Here is an 18910-nt window from a genome sequence, read left to right on the forward strand (position 1 = left end):
TTAATTAGCCTCATCATATTTTACATAACTTCTTATTTCAGTATTAAAGTACCTTGCTAATTTCCTCTGCTATTATTTCAGACATAGTTAGTTGTAATGAATAATTTGCAAGTTTATTAGCTTCAGTTCTATTTGTTATAAATCCACATTCAAACAGTACTGATGGCATATATGTGTTTTTTACAACAAAGAAATCATCATCTATTGATCCTCTATTAACTCGTCCCATCTTCGAAGAAACATTTTTCACCAATGCCTCTGAAATTTGTGAACTTTTTATTACTTTTTGATTACTACTATATGGTCTGACAAGTCTTTCATTTAAATTAACCTCACGTCCACTTGGTAATAATTCTCCACCACTTAACGGTGTAGCTGAACTATAATAACACTCTATTCCAGCTGTCGAAGAAACTGCGCTTGCATTTTGATGAATACTTATAAAAAAGTCAGCATTTAAGTTATTAGCATAATATACTCTTCTCTTTAAGCTTTCTCTCATTTCTACAGTTTGTCTATCTTCTGGATTTCTTGTTAACTTAACATCAAATCCTCTTACTTCAAGCTCTCTCTTTAATTTCATAGCTACTTGCATATTCAAATCTCTCTCAATATATGTAATACCGCTATGAGTAGCATATGCACCATCATCTCCACCATAATTATGTCCTGGATCAACTACTATAGTTTTTACTCTATCTTTTACTAACTTTATCTCTATACCTTCTAGCCTCTTACTTTGCCCACTTGTTCCAGCAATTTCACCATCTGCTTTCCATTCTTGCCATCCAATTCCCTGCACATGAACCCTATAATATAGTTTATATCCATCAATAGGTTTTTGTAATTTTATTTGAATTGCTTCTAACCTCTTACCTTCACCTGATGTCCCACTTAAATTGCCATTTGATTTCCACTCCTGCCATCCATAACTTTGTACGTGAGTTCTATACAAAATAGCATTATCTTCTGGGATATTATCTAAAGTTATTTTTATAGCTTCTAATCTTTTGGATTGCCCCTCAGTACCACTCATAGTCCCATTAGACCTCCAATCCTGCCATCCATAACTTTGCACATGTGTTTGATAGTTTATATTTGGATCTAGGATATCCTTAACTAGTTTTATTTCAATACCTACTATTTCACTAGCTAATCCTATAGTACCACTTGTCGCTCCATCTCGCTTCCACCCTTGCCATCCATTCCCTTTAATGTTTGTTCTATACATTATATGATAATCTGATGGAGCATTTATTAACTTAATCTCAATTGCTTCAAGCCTTTTACCACTACCTTCAACTCCTGAAATTTCACCATTATTATTCCACTCTCCCCATCCAACTCCTTGAATATGAGTTTTATATTGAATATCGATACCATACATTGTATCTTTTAGGTTTATCTTTATAGCCTCTAGCTTATTATTAGAATCACTTCCTGATATATTCCCACTAGATACTATATTTTTCCACCCCTCATTAGTTACAAAAGTAGAATAATTTAAGTCTGTTATTTCTTCACCTTGTACAATCTTTATTTCAATAGCTTCTAATCTTTTTGACTGTCCTGAGGTTCCAGCCATTTCACCATCTTGTCTCCAACCTTGCCATCCTATATTCTGTATATGAACTCTATACTTTATATGATAATCACTAGTCGCATTTTCAAGTTTTATCTCTATTCCTTCTAATCTTTTAGATTGTCCTTCTGTTCCGCTTATTTCCCCATCTCTAACTCAATTTTGCCAACCATAGCTTTGTACGTGAGTTCTATAAACAACACTAACACCTTCTGGAAGTCCTTCAACATTAATTTTGATACCCTCAAGTCTTTTAGATTCACCAGATGTTCCAGTCATCTGCTCATCTCTTTTCCATTCTTGCCATCCATATCCTTGTACATGTGTTGCGTATGAAACTGATAATGGCATCTCACTTAACACTTCATTATTTATGACAGTAGTTTTTCTATCAACTACAAGATATTCTTTGTCAGTTATAACTTCTTTCTCTTCATATGAATTTACAATCGCATATTCATTTTCATTGAATAATATATAGTTATTTTTATCTATATAATTTAATTGATAGCCTTCAGGTACTTTAAATAATTCTACCTTAGAATCTTCTTCATATATACTTACAATACTATCTTTCAAAACCACAATTTTTCCTTCTTCATCAAAGGCTATATATTCAGCTTCAATATCATTTACTTCCTTTTTAATTATGAAGTTATCATTTTCTACGTTATAATACTTAACGTTATACTTTTCATCTTTCTTGTTAATTACTACAAAATAATCTTGTATTAAATAAATATTATCATCAGGATTTAAATATAAACTCTTCTTTATATTATTAACATAACTTAATAAATTTTCACCATCCTGTTTACTTAAATAATCTCCATTATTAATATTAAATACAAGATTATTTTCATTAACCATAATTTCATTCGATATAGAATGATAATTTGTTCCATTTAATATAATTACTTGTCCATTCTTTATAAATCTAGTTTCTCCATTTTTTAATATTAAAGCTAATCCCTCTAAATTCCCCCTAATACTACTAATGCCTTCATCAACAGTTATAAAATTTAATATTTCTCTATTTTCCGATTTTACTTCTGTGATAAAAACATTAGTTAACATCATATTCAATATAAATATTGACATGAAAATTTTAATAACTTTTTTCATCCTTACTCATCCCCCATACCCTTTTATTATGTAGTCAAATAAAATTATATATTAATTCCTACTTCATATCAATCAACTAAAAGCCACTATATCAAAATATACCTCAGCAATGGACAGCAATAAGAAAGATGTTTACTTCACTTATCTTAAAAACAAGTAAATTTCATATATAAAACCTAAAAAAATAAAAAAGATGACATAAAAATCATTTTTATGTCATCCATTTTTTCATTAATTAAATTATTTAATCTCTAACAATTCTTATTTGAATTGCTTCTAATCTTTTAGATTGACCTTCAGTTCCAGATACTTGTCCATCTCTTTTCCATGAACTTTCCCATCCATAACTTTGAACATGAGCTCTATATTCTATATGATAACCTGGTGCCCCTACTAATTCTATTTGTATCGCCTCTAGTCTCTTAGCTTGACCTTCAGTTCCAGATACTTGTCCGTTTGTTTTCCATTCTTGCCATCCATAGCTTTGTACGTGAGTTCTATATCTTATATAGGCACCTTCTGGTAAATTTCTAGTATCTATATTAATAGCCTCTAGTCTCTTAGCTTCTCCTGATGTACCCGATACATCTCCATTTGACACTTGGTTTTGCCATCCATAACTTTGTACATGCGTTTGATATCTAACCACCGGAGCTTTTTCAACTACTTTTATTTCAATAGCTTCTAATCTCTTGCTTTGACCAGTTGTCCCAGCAATTTCTCCATTATACTTCCAATCTTGCCATCCAATTCCTTGAATGTGAACTCTATACATTATTTCATAATTTTCAGGTAGTCCCATTACTTCGATCTTAATAGCCTCTAACCTCTTAGATTCACCGGATGTTCCTGATACCAGTCCATCATATTTCCAATCTTGCCATCCATAACTTTGTACATGAGTACTATATCTTATAGAAGCTCCCGGATAATTATTAATTTCAATTTTTATACCTTCTAATCTTTTTGATTCACCTGAAGTACCTGATGTTTGTCCATCCTGTTTCCATGATTGCCATCCATAACTTTGTACATGACTTGTATAAGATACAGTAGGAATTTTATTTGTAGACTCATTAATTAATTCTATTCCACTTGCACTTATATACCCTCTATCATTCCAGTTATAATTTCCGTGGTATTTATTCTTTTCACCACCATCATTTACAGCTGTATTTCTTTCTGGGTATATCTCATAACATGTTTTACCAGCAACTGTAATCTTATTACTATTCGTCATTATAAATGGTGTTCCAACATAAGCAGAATAATTATTAAAGTGATTATTTACATTGTATAGTAAGTATCCACTAGAATTAATAACTTGATTAGGTGATGTAAATATAGCCAATTGATATAAATTTGTATCTTCAAGAGAATTTACATTTCCTGATAAATATAAATCACATAAAAAAGCATACTTCGCAGCCTTTTCTCCCCAATAAGGATCTGATGCATACTTAACATTAGCGCCTAAATTCTTATTCCCTAAAAATCCACCATAATATCTCCAATCAGCAGGATCTGCATATCCCCTAGATATCCAATTCTTAGTGAAATCACTTATACATGCTGCAACACTTGGGAAAGTATCTGCTGCTAGCCCTGGGTTACTATCTACTGCATTTAATCCAAATATATTATTCTTATTTAATGCAATTGATGAAACTCCCCAACCACTCTCATTTATGGCTATCCCCAACGCTAATAATGCATTAACACCATATTGACTTTCTGCATCTTTAAGTGCTTGTCCTGCATCTCTAAGCTTAGAATTAGACTGAGTATAATTAGCTATATATGAATTTAATTCAGCTGCTGAATAACTAGTTCTACTTCTAAACGGAAGATTTTGATAGTAACTATAATATGGATTACTTGCATTTATAGCTTTACTTACACTTCCTGTTTGCACATCTTGTATTAAACTTGTTAATCCTGATGCTATATTACTACCATCATAAAAATACTTTCCATCATAACTAAAGTACCTAGCCCCAGAAGATAAGTATGATGGAGCTTTCCCAATTTCAATTGAATATCCTGAATTTCCACTTGTTAAATTAGATGTTATAAAATGATATAATATACCATTTTCAACATAATAGTGACTCGGATTTTTAACTTGATTAACAGGATATACTAAAATATCATACTCCTTTGCTTGAGTATTCATATTAATCCACCCCTGATATCCACTTACTAAAATTTTAGCACTTGTGGATCCATTGAATTCAATTATAGGCGCATCATCTACATATCCTTGATTAATATAAGTAAAAGTTTTAGTTAAACCAGCATCAGAATACAAATTCGAGTTCCTATCAAAATATGGATACGGACTTCCATTTACATGCTTATAAATTCTGGCAATAGAGTATGTTGAATATACAACTCGTCCATCTGAATTTATTATTACAGGTTGAGAATTCTCTTCACTATAACTTACAGGTGTAGTCTCTACTTTAGATATTGCTTCCTCCATAGTTTCAGCATTACCTAAATAAGTATAACTTCCATCCTCATGAGCCATTGCAATTTCATAATTTGCACTTGTTTTGCTTCTTAATTTTGAATAATACTGCATTTCTTGAGCTTTTAGATCAAATTCATATCTTTCATTTATATATGTAGAGTAATCTGATGCTAAATTTATTGCAGATTGAACACTCCTTCTATAATTTGATGCTACTGGTAAAACTTCTACTTCATATTCACTATTAATAATATTATCCTCTTGAGTTAATGTTTTCCCATCTAAAAGTGCGATCGCATCTATATTTTCAATTTCATCTACTCCATCAATATAAAGTTCATCTTCCTTAGTTAAGTTTTCATTATCAATGACTTCATCTGTAGCTTCAATAATAATATCATCGGTTGTATTTTCTTCTAAAAAGTCACTTTCAATAGTTTCATCATCAATACTATCAGATTCTACATCACTAACTTCTAGATTATCTCCATGATCATCAACAACCTCATTTAATGATTCATTATTAGTAGTAACATTACTTTCCATAGCATTAACAGATATATTTGGTATTAATAATGTTAGTAATAAAGTTTTAGCAATAATTTTTTTTATATTTCTAGACATTATTACCCCCCCTTCTTTTATTTTTGTTAAATCCCACTTATAGATTATCAATTAAAATACTTTTTTTCAACATATTTCGAATGGAAATTGTATAATTTTAACTCTTTAGTTCTTTTTATAAATAATATCTCCGCATAATTATTAGCTCTTAGTTTACATTATTCTAAAACAAATGATAAAATAGTTATTGAAAGGATGTGTAATTATGTCAAATAAACATATTAAAAATAGTAAATCTAATAAAACAACTCGAAAAAGTAGAAATAAAAAAAGACTGCCTTTATGGTCTAAGATAATAATAGCTTTAGTTTTAATAATAATATTATTATTTACAATTGTTTTTAGTCTCTTTCATACAACTCTTAATAAAATGAATAACATAGAAATAAACAAAGAAAACCTAGGGGTTACATCTAAAGAAGAATTACAAGTTTATGATAACTATAAAAAGATAAAAAATATTGCATTGTTTGGAGTAGACTCTGAAAACGGTGTTGGTAGATCTGATGCCATAATGATAGCTACAGTAGATCCTGTACATAATAAATTAAAGGTTACATCAATAATGAGAGATTCTTATGTGAATATAGAAGGTTATGAATATGATAAAATAAATCATGCCTATGCTTTTGGAGGCCCTGAGCTTTCAATCAAAACACTTAATCAAACTTTTGGATTAAATATAGAAGATTTTGTTGCTGTTGATTTTGCTAGTTTACCAGTGATAATTGATATACTTGGTGGAGTTGAAATAGATATTACTGAGGAAGAAGTAGAATTAGTTCCTTATGTAACATATGCTGGCCCTCAAATACTTGATGGTGAACAGACTTTAGCATATTCAAGAATAAGATATGCCTCTGGTGGAGATTATCAAAGAACTCAAAGACAAAGAAATGTATTATCTGCACTATTTAGTAAAGCATTATCTTTACCTGTTTCTGAGTATCCAAGTTTTATAAATAACATGTTACCTTTAATACAAACAAATTTAGAAGCTACTGATATATTAAGTTTAGCTACTAAAGTTGCTGGAATGTCTAATGGAGTATTGGAACAAGAGCGATTCCCTCTAGATGGATACTCATGGGGAGAAAATATAGATGGTGTTTACTATTTAGCGTTTGATGAAATTGCTACAAAGAAACAAATGATGGATTATATTTTTGATGATAAATAATAACAAAGGTGACTATATATAGATTTACATTATTAGTATTAGATCTTATTAAATATTACTGAAAATTTATATTTCCAGTAATATTTTTTTAATAGATAAATTACAATATCAAGTGCAACACTAATTAATTGCAAAAAATTAACCCATACGGGCACGTTCATGTTAAAGTAATAATTGCTAGAAAACCACTTTAAAGGACGTGATTATATGAGTTATAAACATATTACTATAAATGAACATTGTATTATTGCTTTAGGCCAATTTAGTAATAGTAATTTAAAATCATTGACTGTAGATCGTAGTAAAGAATTTGCTAGATATTTAGAATTAGAAAACAAATTTAACTTACATGTGTATTTTGCTGATGCTTACAGTTCATGGCAAAGAGGAACTAATAAAAATACAAATGGCTTAATTAGAGATTTCTTTTCTAAAAAATTTGATTTTTCTACTGTAAATCAAACGCATGTAGATATTGTTGAAGATATTTTAAATGATAGACCGCGAAAATGTCTTGGATACAAGACTCCGATATAAGCACTTAACGAATTGTCAATAATAAAAAAATACTTATAATATAAATTTTATAAAAAATTGGATATTATGCTTATTTTTTTGTCAAGCATATAAGCTTTATGCTAATTCATCTTTTAATTGATCATCAAAGTATGCCATTAAACCTTGTAACCTATTTCCACAATCGGGAGTGAGTAAGTCTACTTCTCCATAATTTCTTTAGTAACAAGAAAACTTATTTATTTAAATTTTCTTCTGTATAGATATATACCTTACTTGTATATATTTTTTACTTGTCCACTAAATCACTCTAGAATATTTGTAATATAAATAAATCTTCTTATAGCAGAAGATAAGTTGAAAAATCCAGTCGAATTACCCTAATTGCTGTACTCTGGCTTTATTGTAATACTGTATTTATTTACTCCGCTTTCTTTAGTTTTACTTTAAAGTATTGAATTTATGCCATATATACCTCTTTCAATTTCTTCATAAAACTTTCCAACCTTTATCTGAAATATACTTAATGAAATTTCTTATTTTATTAAATATGCTTGTTTAAATATTAGCATTTAGAAACACTATTATTATCGCTTTCGGAATATATTTTAATCTTTCCATACAAGCTATTAATATATCTTTAATAGCTCTATTTATTAAATCATTACGTATACTTTTCCAAAATTTTACGCCATCATCCTTATCTCCTCACATACTCAAAATATCATTTAACCACTCAACTGTGTATCCTAAACAAATATAAATAACTCTATTTGTTATTTTCCATTACTTATTATATTAAAATACCCATCATCCAGATGTATTATAGGATATATTTTTAGATATTTAGGTTTGTCATTCAGTAGTATCAACTAACTCCTTATCTATCATTATATATACTTGTTTATTCCATAAAAATTTTCTATTTAATCTTGAATATCAAAACTGTCATACATTTCATATAACAAAATTATTTTTTATTATTTGTGGTTCAAATTCTAAATTCCTATCATGCATTGTGTATAACTCTACACTTCTGATGGAACCTCATAGATTCCTTTAGCTATAACCATTTTTATAACCTCTCCTAAATATTATAAGTATATTATATCAAATATGCTAAATCGTCATGCAAAAATTATTAGATAGATTTTATTTTTCACAAATCTCCCCATTATACTTCTATCAACTTTAATAGCTTTCTTCTTCATTTTTATTTTTCTAAACTTAAAATCTCATTTAAGTTATCTAAATCCTGTAATGAATCTATTTCATATACATCATTAGGGTCTATTTTCTCAACCTTAATATTTAAATTACTTATATTATTCTTTACTATATCATCCCAGAATAACTCCGTAAACTCTCCATTTTTAACACACTCATCTAATTTCTCTACAATAAGCTTACCATCTTTATCATTCCAATATGATACCCCGCACATTATATGTTGTCCATCTTCACTTCCAACCTCTATATCTATAACGGAATCATTTGCATCCATTCTTAATATCCATTCATCCTTATATCCATATTTAGGAGCACTAAAGTATGATGATTGTTCCATATTAGCTTTTAGAAAATTTCTATTTAAATAAATATCACCTTCAATAACATAAACATCTCTAAGGTAATCTTTAACTAAATACATAGTATAAATATTATTATATACATTATACTTATCATTATGAATAAGCTTTACTCCATACTTTTCTTTTAGAAAATCAAATTTTTCTTTTAAATATCCAGTAACTATAATAATTTCATCTACTCCGATATCCTTTAAAGCTTCTATTTGTCTCTCTATCATACTTTCCCCATTAACTTTAATCAATGGTTTTGGTGTTTCTAAAGTTAAAGGTCTTAATCTTGTTCCCATTCCTGCTGCTAATAATATTGCTCTCATTTATTTAAACTCCTATCTTTAATCTAAGTTTTAAACTTCTCCAACTTTCTTCTTAAAACTAAATATTCCCTTTATTTCACTTAAATCGCCTGCTGCCATTATTGATCCAATCATTATTAATATACAACAAATAATTGACTTTAAGTCAACACTATTTCCTAATAATACAACTCCAAATATAATAGACCATGCTGAATAAGTTATATTTAAAGACATAGCCTTTGTAGCTCCTATCTTATGTATTCCTTTATAATAGAATACATATGAAGCCGTTCCAGCTAAAGCAGTCAATAATATTATACCAGTTTCAGTAGTTTGTATAACACCTAATGTAAATTTAATTCCTTTCACTATAGGAATTATTAAAAATCCATAAGTTATTGCTGATGTTAACTGTCTTATTTGTAATGATTGTTCTGGCGATACCTCATCTTCTTTCATTCCATATGCACATACAACAGCTTCTGATGCCCATCCAATTACGCATAATAATGCAAAAACAAAACCTAATCCTAAGTTCATAACCTCTCCACCTGGAGCATATCCTAAAATAATAATTCCAGAAATACTTATAAATAACCCTAATATAGATATTGGCTTCATCTTTTCCCTTAAAAATACATATGAAAGTAATGCTCCCATAGCAGGATATAATGATGATATTATAGCTGTATACGCTGGTCCTATGTATTTAATAGCTAATAAATATCCCGTCATTCCTATAGGTCCTCCTAAAAGAGCCCCTAACATTATAAATCTACCACTTTTTGTATTTGCAGCTATAAAAGTCTTCTTTAATTTTCCCTTTATAGTCATATATATAGACATCCATATAGATGAAAATATATCATGTAAAAATGTACTAACAAATGGAGCTAAAAATATTGCTTCTTCTGTTGATACAAATTGAGTCATAGCAAGTGCAACTCCAAGTAATACCGTATCAAGTCCCCATAATATACCTGATGCTAATCCATATATCATATTTAAACTTCCTCCCCTAATATAATCTCTATATTAGCTTTCGCTCTATTATACCTATCTATTCCATATGTACCAAAATCATCACCCTTAGCCTCTTTAATGTTTGTCCAAGTACTCCATAAGAAATCTTGATATATTTTATTTATTAAAACTCTTTTCTTATACTTTTCTTCAACCTTCCCATTAAAATATAACTTTAAAAATAACTCTTCTTCCTCTTCTGTAAAGCTATTTTCTAAACAATGAGCAGCTAAATCCCACATAGGATCATTCATACCAGCATACTCCCAGTCAATAAGATAAATTCTATTATTATCACTCTTTATAAAGTTTTCGGCTATTGTATCGTTATGACAAGGTCTAAGTTCTACATCCAATTCATTCATTACTTTACTTAAATAAACTACCTTTTCCTTAACTTCATAATAGTCATCAAAGAACTTACCATTAGCTTCTTTAGCTAATTCTTCATATTTTTCTATTTTCCCATATATATCAAAATTATTATTCATAACCTCAGTAGAATTATGCAACTTTCTTAATACACCTGAAACTAACTCCATATTATGTTGCTTCTTTGCCGCATCTGGACTTAATGTTTCTGCATTTTCAATAAACTTTGAAATCTTAATTCCACTATCCTCATTAAAGTATATCAACTCCGCATCAACGCCGACTTTATTTGCATATACTGCATTTTTAATCTCATCACTTCTACTTATCATTTCTTCAGTTCCATTTCCAGGAACTCTTAAAACATAAAAATTATCTTTAACGCAAATTTTATAGTTTTTATTAGTCATTCCTCCAATTGGAGATATATCTTTAATATCATCAATATTTATGTTCATACAGCTTGATATAATCTCTTTTAGATTTGATAATAGAGCTGATTCCTCTTTTTTAACTATTCTTTTAAGCAATTTGTTAGTAACATAATTATAATGTTCAATGTTATCTATCTCATGCCACAATAAATTATCTACTTTTGCATATCCTAAAGAGTATGTTCTTGATATATCTAACATCATATATTCATAGTTCATATAAGGATTCATATTATCTTCATATGAATCTATCATCTTCTTATAGAATTCATATGAAATTTTACTTATACCTATCATTTCGCCATCTATTCTATTCAATTGTGCAATATCTTTAGATATCTTATATATCTTATTATCTCTTATTTCTACAAAAGCCTCATCACCTGAACCACTTTCAGTAGTAATTAAAATGCAATCTCTAGATGGATAGTTAATAATTTCACTTATTCCACTTTCTTCAACAACTATATCACTCTCAACAAGTAAAAAATCATCTTCTATGTAGTCAAAAGCAATAGATAATGATTCCATAGTTCCTGTCCACTTATAATTTTCATTTTTTAAAATTGTTATATCATGATTAAATAATATATCTTTTATAAGTTCACTTTTATACCCAGCTATAACAATTATATTTTCTATCCCATTCTTTTTAAGTAAACTAATATTTCTTTCAATCAATGTTTCTTCATTAACTTTTAAATTAGATACCGGAATATCAAAATTCTTATTTCTTCCAGCAGCTAATATTACAGCACATTTTACATTAGTTCTTATGTCTGTATGAAGTTCAAGTTGCATATCTTTATTTGTTTTTAATTCTCGCTCTAATAATTCCAATCCCTTTTTCGTAATACTATATTTATGTTGTCTCCCGTAAATTTCTTTTGTAATATAGTTATTAAATTCTAAATTTTCAATAGATGCATTAACCTTACCTAGTGACATATTACATTTACTACTTAAGGCTCTTTGATTAATTCCTGAATTTTTATTAATTTCTCTTAGTAATTTAAATATATCCTTCATAAATCCTCCTTTGTTCAATTATTGAACATACTTACTTTACCACATTTCCCACCTTAATACAAGATATTCACTAATTAACTTTCTATATATTAAATATATTTAAAGGAATTTACACGAGAGGAGTTATGCCTATTGAATAAAAGTGAGTTAGCAAGGAGATTTAATTGTAATCAAGAACAATAGATTGATATCTGAAAATCAGCTTTGGATACCTGGAGCGAAAAAAGTCTACTCGAGTTTATACATTACTTATCTATGATTATAAATCAATTATTATTGATAAGGTTGATAATTATTGTTCTACTGCAATGGTAGTGTACAAATTTATTTTAAAGAAAATTTATAAAAGCAAATATAGTACTGTTGCAGATTTATTTAATAAATATAAGAAAATAGATATAAAAAAAAGCAACAGTTGTATTTGAAGCTACTTCAGTATTACAAGCTCAAATGGATTGGAAAGAGGATTAACCCTTAATCAGCAAATATGGAGAAGTATTTAAAATAAATATTTTTCTAATAGTTTTGGGATATTCTAGAATAAAATCTCTTAAAGTCACATCTAATCGGAATCAACGAGCTTTGTTTTGTTGTATTATTGATGCTTTTCAGTATTTTGGTAGAATACCAAGACAAATTTTATTTGATAATATGAAAACTATAATAGATCGTAGCAAAACTAATTTTTCAAATGGTAAATTTAGTACAACATTTAAAAACACTTTTCAGAAGATTCCTAATTTAAATCTATTGCTTGCAGCGCATATAGCCGCAAAGCAAAGGGAATGTTGAAGCATTATCAAAACTAACTAATCGTTTAACTAGTTATAATGGAGAACTTGAAGATTATTATGAATTAGAAAATATAGTTGAATCATTTATGGAAGAAATCAGTAATAAAGTTTCTCAAGCTACAGGTAAAATACCATTGGATCTACTTTCAAAAGATAAAGAGTGTTTTAAACCATTAACATCATTAAATATATTGAGTTCATATGTCTATCGCGAAAAAGAATATAAAGTCACAAAAGAATCAATGATTAATTATAAAGGTAAAAAATACTCTGTTCTAACAAAATATATTGGCTTAAAACTTAATGTTACTGAAACTAGCGATGGTAACATTATTATTTATTATAATAAAGATTTCATTCTATGTCTCTCACTAAGTGGTAATAAGTATAATTATAAATCAGGGCATATGTACAAAATTTTAAAATCTGATGCTTGCAAACATCTTTCTGATGATCAAATAAATGATTTCATTAAAGAAAATATCGCCTTAATTTACATATTATTAGGAGGGTAATAATAAATGTATGCAAAGCTTATAAATAATCTAGAAACATTTAAATTTTAAAAAATGGCTTCTAAAATCCAAATAAGTGTAGCCGGCTTTTCTTTTGTAAAGAGATCTGATGAATATAATTATAAATTTCGATCTTCAGCAAATAGATCTAAAATTCAATATTTATGCTTGTTAAGATTTATTAAAAAGAAAGAAAATATATTATCTTACGGAACTACAGGTATTGTGAAAACACATTTAGCTACCTCTATCGGAATAGAAGCTACTAGTAAAAGATATCTTACTTATTTTATTAGTTGTCATGATTTAATTCAGAATTTAAGAAATGCCTATAATGAAAATAGATTAGAAGCTATGCTGAAGCATTATAACAAATATAAAGTGCTTATTATAGATGAAATTGGATATTTACCTATTGATTAATTATGGATTAATTTATTTTTTCAATTAATAACTAAAAGATATGAGCATAATTCAACAATAATAACAACTAATCAGCTATTTAGTAAATGAGAGGATGTATTCTCGGATGCAACGTTAGCGAATACTATTTTTGATAGGCTTTTACACCATTCTCATATTATAAAAATTGTTGGACCTTCATATAGAACAAAAGATGTATATGAAACAATCCAACAAGAAAATAAATAACTATCAAATAATCATGCATTTTCATGTTGGAACTTTTCACTATTTTAATGTTAACTTTTACACTCATGCAATAATCTAAATATTTGATAATATGCTATTCACCTAGTAATTTAAGTGGATAGTTATAGAATTTAGAATAACATTTTAACATATATACCATATTTTTTATCATTAGCTTATTCCCTCCATGTAGCTCTAAATATTTAACCATTCTGTCTATTTTTTGATACATTTTATTACTTCTTAAAGGTGTATAAAATGTGAGAAGTGAAACTTCCTTGCGAAAGAAATTTAACTTCTTATTTTTTTCTATATAAACTTTTGCTTAATCACTAAACTTGGCCACCGCTTCTAGTAATTTAGTTCAAATTTAAATAAGCGACTTAAGTATTAGAATAAGTGATAACTTCTACAATCTTTTTTATTCTAGAGTAAAAGTTCCGATTTCTCCTTCAGTTTTGAAAAATTTATCATATAAAACTCTGATTTCTGCAACTTTAAATTCTGGAACCTATATTCATTTATCCATGGGTCCGCTTTAAATTCAATATCTTCTAATATGACTCTAACAAATTTATTAAATAATATTCTCTATCTTTTAATATCTACAATATAAATATATAGTTAAAAATTTATCAAATTACTTAAAGAATTCTTATTCATACTTTTCAACTCTGCTATTAATGTATTAAAATATACTATATTTTTATCTTGCTTTTAACAAGTTAATTTTTCATGGTATTATACATAAATTTTAACCATTTAGTACTAAATCTAATAATCAAATTAGCCCTTGCTTCTCTAACCTTACTTACCTCTTGTACAATACAGCGTCATTGCATTAACATATTTTTGATAAATAACTTCTTCAGCAGTAAAATGTGAAGCTAAACCTCTATTCACTAATGGTTTATATACGTAGGCTTTGATTATTACGTACCTACTATTATTATCATCACCATAATTTGGATGTTATATGTATATTTAATATATTCAATTACTTTAACATGCGTATGAATAAATTCAATATCTATTCCTATAATGTTTTTACTAATAGACTGCATTTCTATTGTACAACATGTAAGAACAGAACCTTCACCTTATAGTCTGAACTCCACTTACTCCCTTCCTAGATACTTTTTTAAACATAAATAAATTTCATCTACTATCTAATTTATATAGTGATAATGTATCATATATTCAAAATCTTATAAGATAATTATACTACCATCGCCTTGTTAATTTATAATTAATAAATATTAAGTACCTATTTATATATTTGATTATAATAATTCATATAATCTCTCGAAGTAATATTATTCATCCATTCCTGATTATCTAAATACCATTGAATAGTTTTCTTTATTCCGACTTCAAAAGTAGTTTCTGGATACCAGCCTAATTCTTCTTTAATCTTAGTTGGGTCAATTCCATACCTTCTATCATGACCTTTTCTATCTTCAACATACTTAATTAAGTTTTCAGTAACTTCTTTATCTACATTTTCGTTTAAATAGCTTATTACAGTCTTAACTATTGTTATGTTAGTTCTCTCATTGTGTCCACCAACATTATAAACTTCACCAACTCTACCGTTGTTTATAACCATATCAATTGCCTTAGCATGATCTTCAACAAACAACCAGTCTCTTATGTTCATACCATCACCGTATACTGGTAAATCCTTGTGTTGTAAACAGTTATTTATTAATAATGGTATTAACTTTTCTGGGAATTGGAATGGTCCATAATTATTAGAACATCTTGTTATGTTCATTGGCATTTTATATGTATCATAGTAAGCCTTAACCATTAAATCTGATCCTGCTTTACTTGATGAATATGGACTATGAGGATCTAATGGAGTAGTTTCCATAAAGTATCCTGTTTCTCCTAATGAACCATAAACTTCATCAGTTGATACATGTAAGAACTTAACTCCTTCTTTCCAAGTTCCATCTTCATTTTCCCATGCATTCTTAGCACAATTTAAAAGATTAACAGTTCCCATGACATTTGTCTTAGCAAATACTTCTGGTTCTCTGATGCTTCTATCAACGTGAGATTCAGCTGCAAAATGAGCAACATAATCTATTTCATATTTTTCAAAAAGTTCAGCTACTAATTTTGAATCACATATATCTCCTTGAACAAATATATGTCTTTCGTTCCCTTCAATTGATTTAAGATTTTCTAAATTTCCTGCATAAGTTAATTTATCTAAATTTATTATTCTTATATCATTATATTTATTTAACATATATAAAACGAAGTTAGATCCTATAAATCCAGCTCCACCAGTTACTAAATAAGTTTTCATTAAATTTGCTCCCCTTCTATAAATAGATTATTTCTCTACATTGCTCATAAATGACTTTAAAGCATCTTTCCAGTCTCTCATTTCATCTCCAATAGTGCATCTTAGCATCATATTATCTAGGGATGAATATTCTGGCCTTTTTGCTGCATTTGGATTCATTACTTTGTACTCTTCTGATGTACATGGATTAACTTTACAATTTCTACCTGAAAGTTTCATTATTTCACTTGCAAAGTCATACCAGCTACATTCCCCTTTTCCAGTACAGTGATATACACCATACTCTTCAGTTTCTATAAGCTTTAATATTTCATAGGCTAAGTCATTTGCATGAGTTGGATTTCCAAGTTGATCATTTACTACGCTTATTTCATCCTTCATATTTCCTAATTTCATCATAGTGTATACAAAATTATGTCCAATATATCCATAAAGCCATGCAGTTCTTACTATATAGTATTTTGAAGAGAATTCTCTTACATACTCTTCTCCTAAAAGCTTAGTTTTTCCATACACACTATATGGTGCAGTTAAATCGAATTCTGTTAATGCTCTCTCTCCAACTCCACTAAATACATAATCAGTAGATACTTGTACTAATTTTGCTCCTATCTCTTCACAAACTATAGCTAAATTTCTAGGCCCAATAGCATTTATTTTAAAAGCTAAATCTTGATTACTCTCACAACCATCAACATTTGTTGCTGCAGCACAATTTATAACTACATCTGGTTTAATCTCTGATAAAACTGTTTTTACTTGTTGTAAATTAGTTATATCCAATTTATCTACATCTAAAGCAAATACCTTAGAAGTTTTTATTTCATTTGATACTTCTCCAATTTCAGCACTACCTGTTGCTATAATTCTTTGAAGCTCATTTCCTAATTGTCCATTAGAACCTGTGATTAATATTTTCATATCTACTACCTACCCCTCATACACAAAAGGTAAATCTAATTCTCTAAACTTCCTTTGCTTTTTATCTTTTTCTGATAATAGTAATTCGTCTATTCCATCTAATGGCCATTGTATATTTACGTCTTCATCATTCCATAATAGTCCACTATCATACTCTGGAGCATAGAAATCTGTACATTTATAATTAAATGTAGCAACTTCAGATAATACTACAAAACCATGAGCAAAACCTTCAGGAACATAAAATTGTCTCTTATTCTCAGAACTTAAATAAACGCCTTCCCATTGTCCATAAGTAGGTGATCCCTTTCTTAAATCAACAGCTACATCCCAAACTTCACCTTCAGTACATCTGACAAGTTTTCCTTGAGTATGTTTAGTTTGAAAGTGTAATCCTCTTAATACACCTTTTTTAGATCTCGATTCATTATCTTGAACAAAAGTCATAGTTAACCCAGCTTCATTAAAAGCTTGCTTATTATAACTTTCCATAAAATATCCTCTATTATCTCCAAAAACTTTTGGTTCAATTATATAAAGGTCTGGTATTTTTGTTTCAATAAATTTAAAGTTTCCTACTTCCATTTCTCTACTCCTCAATAACTTCCATTAAATATTTTCCGTATCCTGTTTTCATTAATGGTCCAGCTAATTCTCTAACTTGCTCCTTAGAAATCCATCCTTTTCTATAAGCAATTTCCTCTAAGCAAGCAATATATGTACCTTGAGTAGTTTGAACTGCTTCAACAAAGTTTGATGCTTTAAGCATAGAATCATGAGTGCCTGTGTCAAGCCAAGCCATTCCTCTACCTAATAAATTTACTGTTAAGCTACCTTCTTCCATGTAAACTTTATTTAAATCAGTTATTTCTAATTCTCCTCTAAATGATGGCTTTAAAGCTTTAGCCTTTTCTACAACTGAATTATCATAGAAGTAAAGTCCTGGCACAGCATACTTAGACTTTGGATGTTCTGGCTTCTCTTCTAAAGATGTAACTTTTCCCTTTTCATCAAATCCAACAACTCCAAATGCTCTAGGATCTTGTACATAATATCCAAATACTTGAGCTCCTATTTCTAATGCAGCTGCTTCTTTTAAATGAGAGCTAAAGTTTTGTCCATAAAAAATATTATCACCTAAAATCATAGCTACACTATCGTTACCTATGAATTCTTCTCCAATAATAAATGCTTCAGCTAGTCCGTTTGGAGCTTCTTGAATAGCATACTCAATATTTAATCCAAATTCGGAACCATCTCTAAATAACTCTTTAAAATTAACTATATCTCTCGGTGTTGATATTATTAATATATCCTTTATTCCTGCTAACATTAATACTGACATTGGATAGTATATCATTGGCTTATCATATATCGGCACCATTTGTTTTGACATTGCTTTTGTTACTGGATACAGTCTAGTACCAGATCCACCTGCTAAAATTATTCCTTTCATATAA

At 28.6% G+C, this 18910-nt stretch carries 13 protein-coding genes and 2 pseudogenes; 4 read left to right on the forward strand and 11 right to left on the reverse strand.

Annotated elements, in window-relative coordinates:
* Positions 1-43 precede the first annotated feature (43 nt).
* The 4 genes and pseudogenes from ARA56_RS07490 to ARA56_RS07500 all read right to left on the reverse strand — a co-directional run bounded on the left by ARA56_RS07490 (position 44) and on the right by ARA56_RS07500 (position 5807).
* Positions 44-1387: an N-acetylmuramoyl-L-alanine amidase gene (locus ARA56_RS07490; RefSeq protein WP_423230665.1), complete on the reverse strand. Its 1344-nt coding sequence runs from the start codon at positions 1385-1387 to the stop codon at positions 44-46.
* Positions 1388-1405: 18 nt separating this feature from the next.
* Positions 1406-1729: pseudogene (locus ARA56_RS17130) on the reverse strand (hypothetical protein); the annotation flags it as partial.
* 9 nt (positions 1730-1738) lie between these two features.
* Positions 1739-2707 (reverse strand): hypothetical protein, encoded by a 969-nt coding sequence (locus ARA56_RS07495; protein WP_055265328.1) that lies wholly within the window; start codon positions 2705-2707, stop codon positions 1739-1741.
* 244 nt (positions 2708-2951) lie between these two features.
* Positions 2952-5807 carry a glucosaminidase domain-containing protein gene (locus ARA56_RS07500; RefSeq protein WP_055265330.1) on the reverse strand — a complete coding sequence of 952 codons (2856 nt, stop codon included), beginning with the start codon at positions 5805-5807 and terminating at the stop codon, positions 2952-2954.
* Positions 5808-6012: 205 nt separating this feature from the next.
* Here ARA56_RS07500 and ARA56_RS07505 point away from each other — a divergent pair, with 205 nt between their 5' ends.
* Together ARA56_RS07505 and ARA56_RS07510 are read left to right on the forward strand one after the other, a co-directional pair.
* Positions 6013-6987 (forward strand): LCP family protein, encoded by a 975-nt coding sequence (locus ARA56_RS07505; protein WP_055265332.1) that lies wholly within the window; start codon positions 6013-6015, stop codon positions 6985-6987.
* Positions 6988-7194: 207 nt separating this feature from the next.
* On the forward strand, positions 7195-7524 hold the full coding sequence (locus tag ARA56_RS07510) for an IS30 family transposase (protein WP_055265334.1): 330 nt from the start codon (positions 7195-7197) through the stop codon (positions 7522-7524).
* 1192 nt (positions 7525-8716) lie between these two features.
* Here ARA56_RS07510 and ARA56_RS07515 read toward each other — a convergent pair.
* Genes ARA56_RS07515 through ARA56_RS07525 form a run of 3 tightly spaced genes read right to left on the reverse strand, consistent with a single transcriptional unit; the run spans position 8717 to position 12249 of the window.
* Entirely contained in the window at positions 8717-9409 is a 693-nt protein-coding gene (locus tag ARA56_RS07515) for a sugar phosphate nucleotidyltransferase (protein ID WP_055265336.1), read from the reverse strand.
* A gap of 30 nt (positions 9410-9439) precedes the next feature.
* The gene (locus ARA56_RS07520; RefSeq protein ID WP_055265338.1) at positions 9440-10393 is read right to left on the reverse strand and encodes a DMT family transporter; all 954 of its coding nucleotides are present in this window, start codon (positions 10391-10393) and stop codon (positions 9440-9442) included.
* Between the two features lie 2 nt (positions 10394-10395).
* Entirely contained in the window at positions 10396-12249 is a 1854-nt protein-coding gene (locus tag ARA56_RS07525; RefSeq protein WP_055265340.1) for a phosphotransferase, read from the reverse strand.
* A gap of 880 nt (positions 12250-13129) precedes the next feature.
* Between ARA56_RS07525 and ARA56_RS16430 the strand changes: the two genes are divergently transcribed.
* Both ARA56_RS16430 and istB read left to right on the forward strand, forming a co-directional pair.
* Positions 13130-13558, forward strand: a complete 429-nt coding sequence (locus ARA56_RS16430) for a hypothetical protein (RefSeq protein WP_055265344.1) — start codon at positions 13130-13132, stop codon at positions 13556-13558.
* A gap of 54 nt (positions 13559-13612) precedes the next feature.
* Positions 13613-14209: pseudogene (gene istB, locus ARA56_RS16790) on the forward strand (IS21-like element helper ATPase IstB).
* Positions 14210-15476: 1267 nt separating this feature from the next.
* Here istB and rfbB read toward each other — a convergent pair.
* From rfbB to rfbA, 4 genes are read right to left on the reverse strand one after another with little or no spacing between them, the layout of a single operon-like run.
* Entirely contained in the window at positions 15477-16529 is a 1053-nt protein-coding gene (gene rfbB, locus ARA56_RS07545) for a dTDP-glucose 4,6-dehydratase (RefSeq protein ID WP_055265348.1), read from the reverse strand.
* Positions 16530-16556: 27 nt separating this feature from the next.
* Positions 16557-17450 (reverse strand): dTDP-4-dehydrorhamnose reductase, encoded by an 894-nt coding sequence (rfbD, locus tag ARA56_RS07550; RefSeq protein ID WP_055265350.1) that lies wholly within the window; start codon positions 17448-17450, stop codon positions 16557-16559.
* Between the two features lie 9 nt (positions 17451-17459).
* The gene (gene rfbC / locus ARA56_RS07555; protein ID WP_055265352.1) at positions 17460-18035 is read right to left on the reverse strand and encodes a dTDP-4-dehydrorhamnose 3,5-epimerase; all 576 of its coding nucleotides are present in this window, start codon (positions 18033-18035) and stop codon (positions 17460-17462) included.
* A 4-nt stretch (positions 18036-18039) separates the two neighbouring features.
* Positions 18040-18906 carry a glucose-1-phosphate thymidylyltransferase RfbA gene (gene rfbA, locus ARA56_RS07560; RefSeq protein WP_055265354.1) on the reverse strand — a complete coding sequence of 289 codons (867 nt, stop codon included), beginning with the start codon at positions 18904-18906 and terminating at the stop codon, positions 18040-18042.
* Positions 18907-18910 lie beyond the last annotated feature (4 nt).

This window comes from Clostridium disporicum (genome assembly GCF_001405015.1).
GTDB lineage: Bacteria > Bacillota > Clostridia > Clostridiales > Clostridiaceae > Clostridium > Clostridium disporicum_B.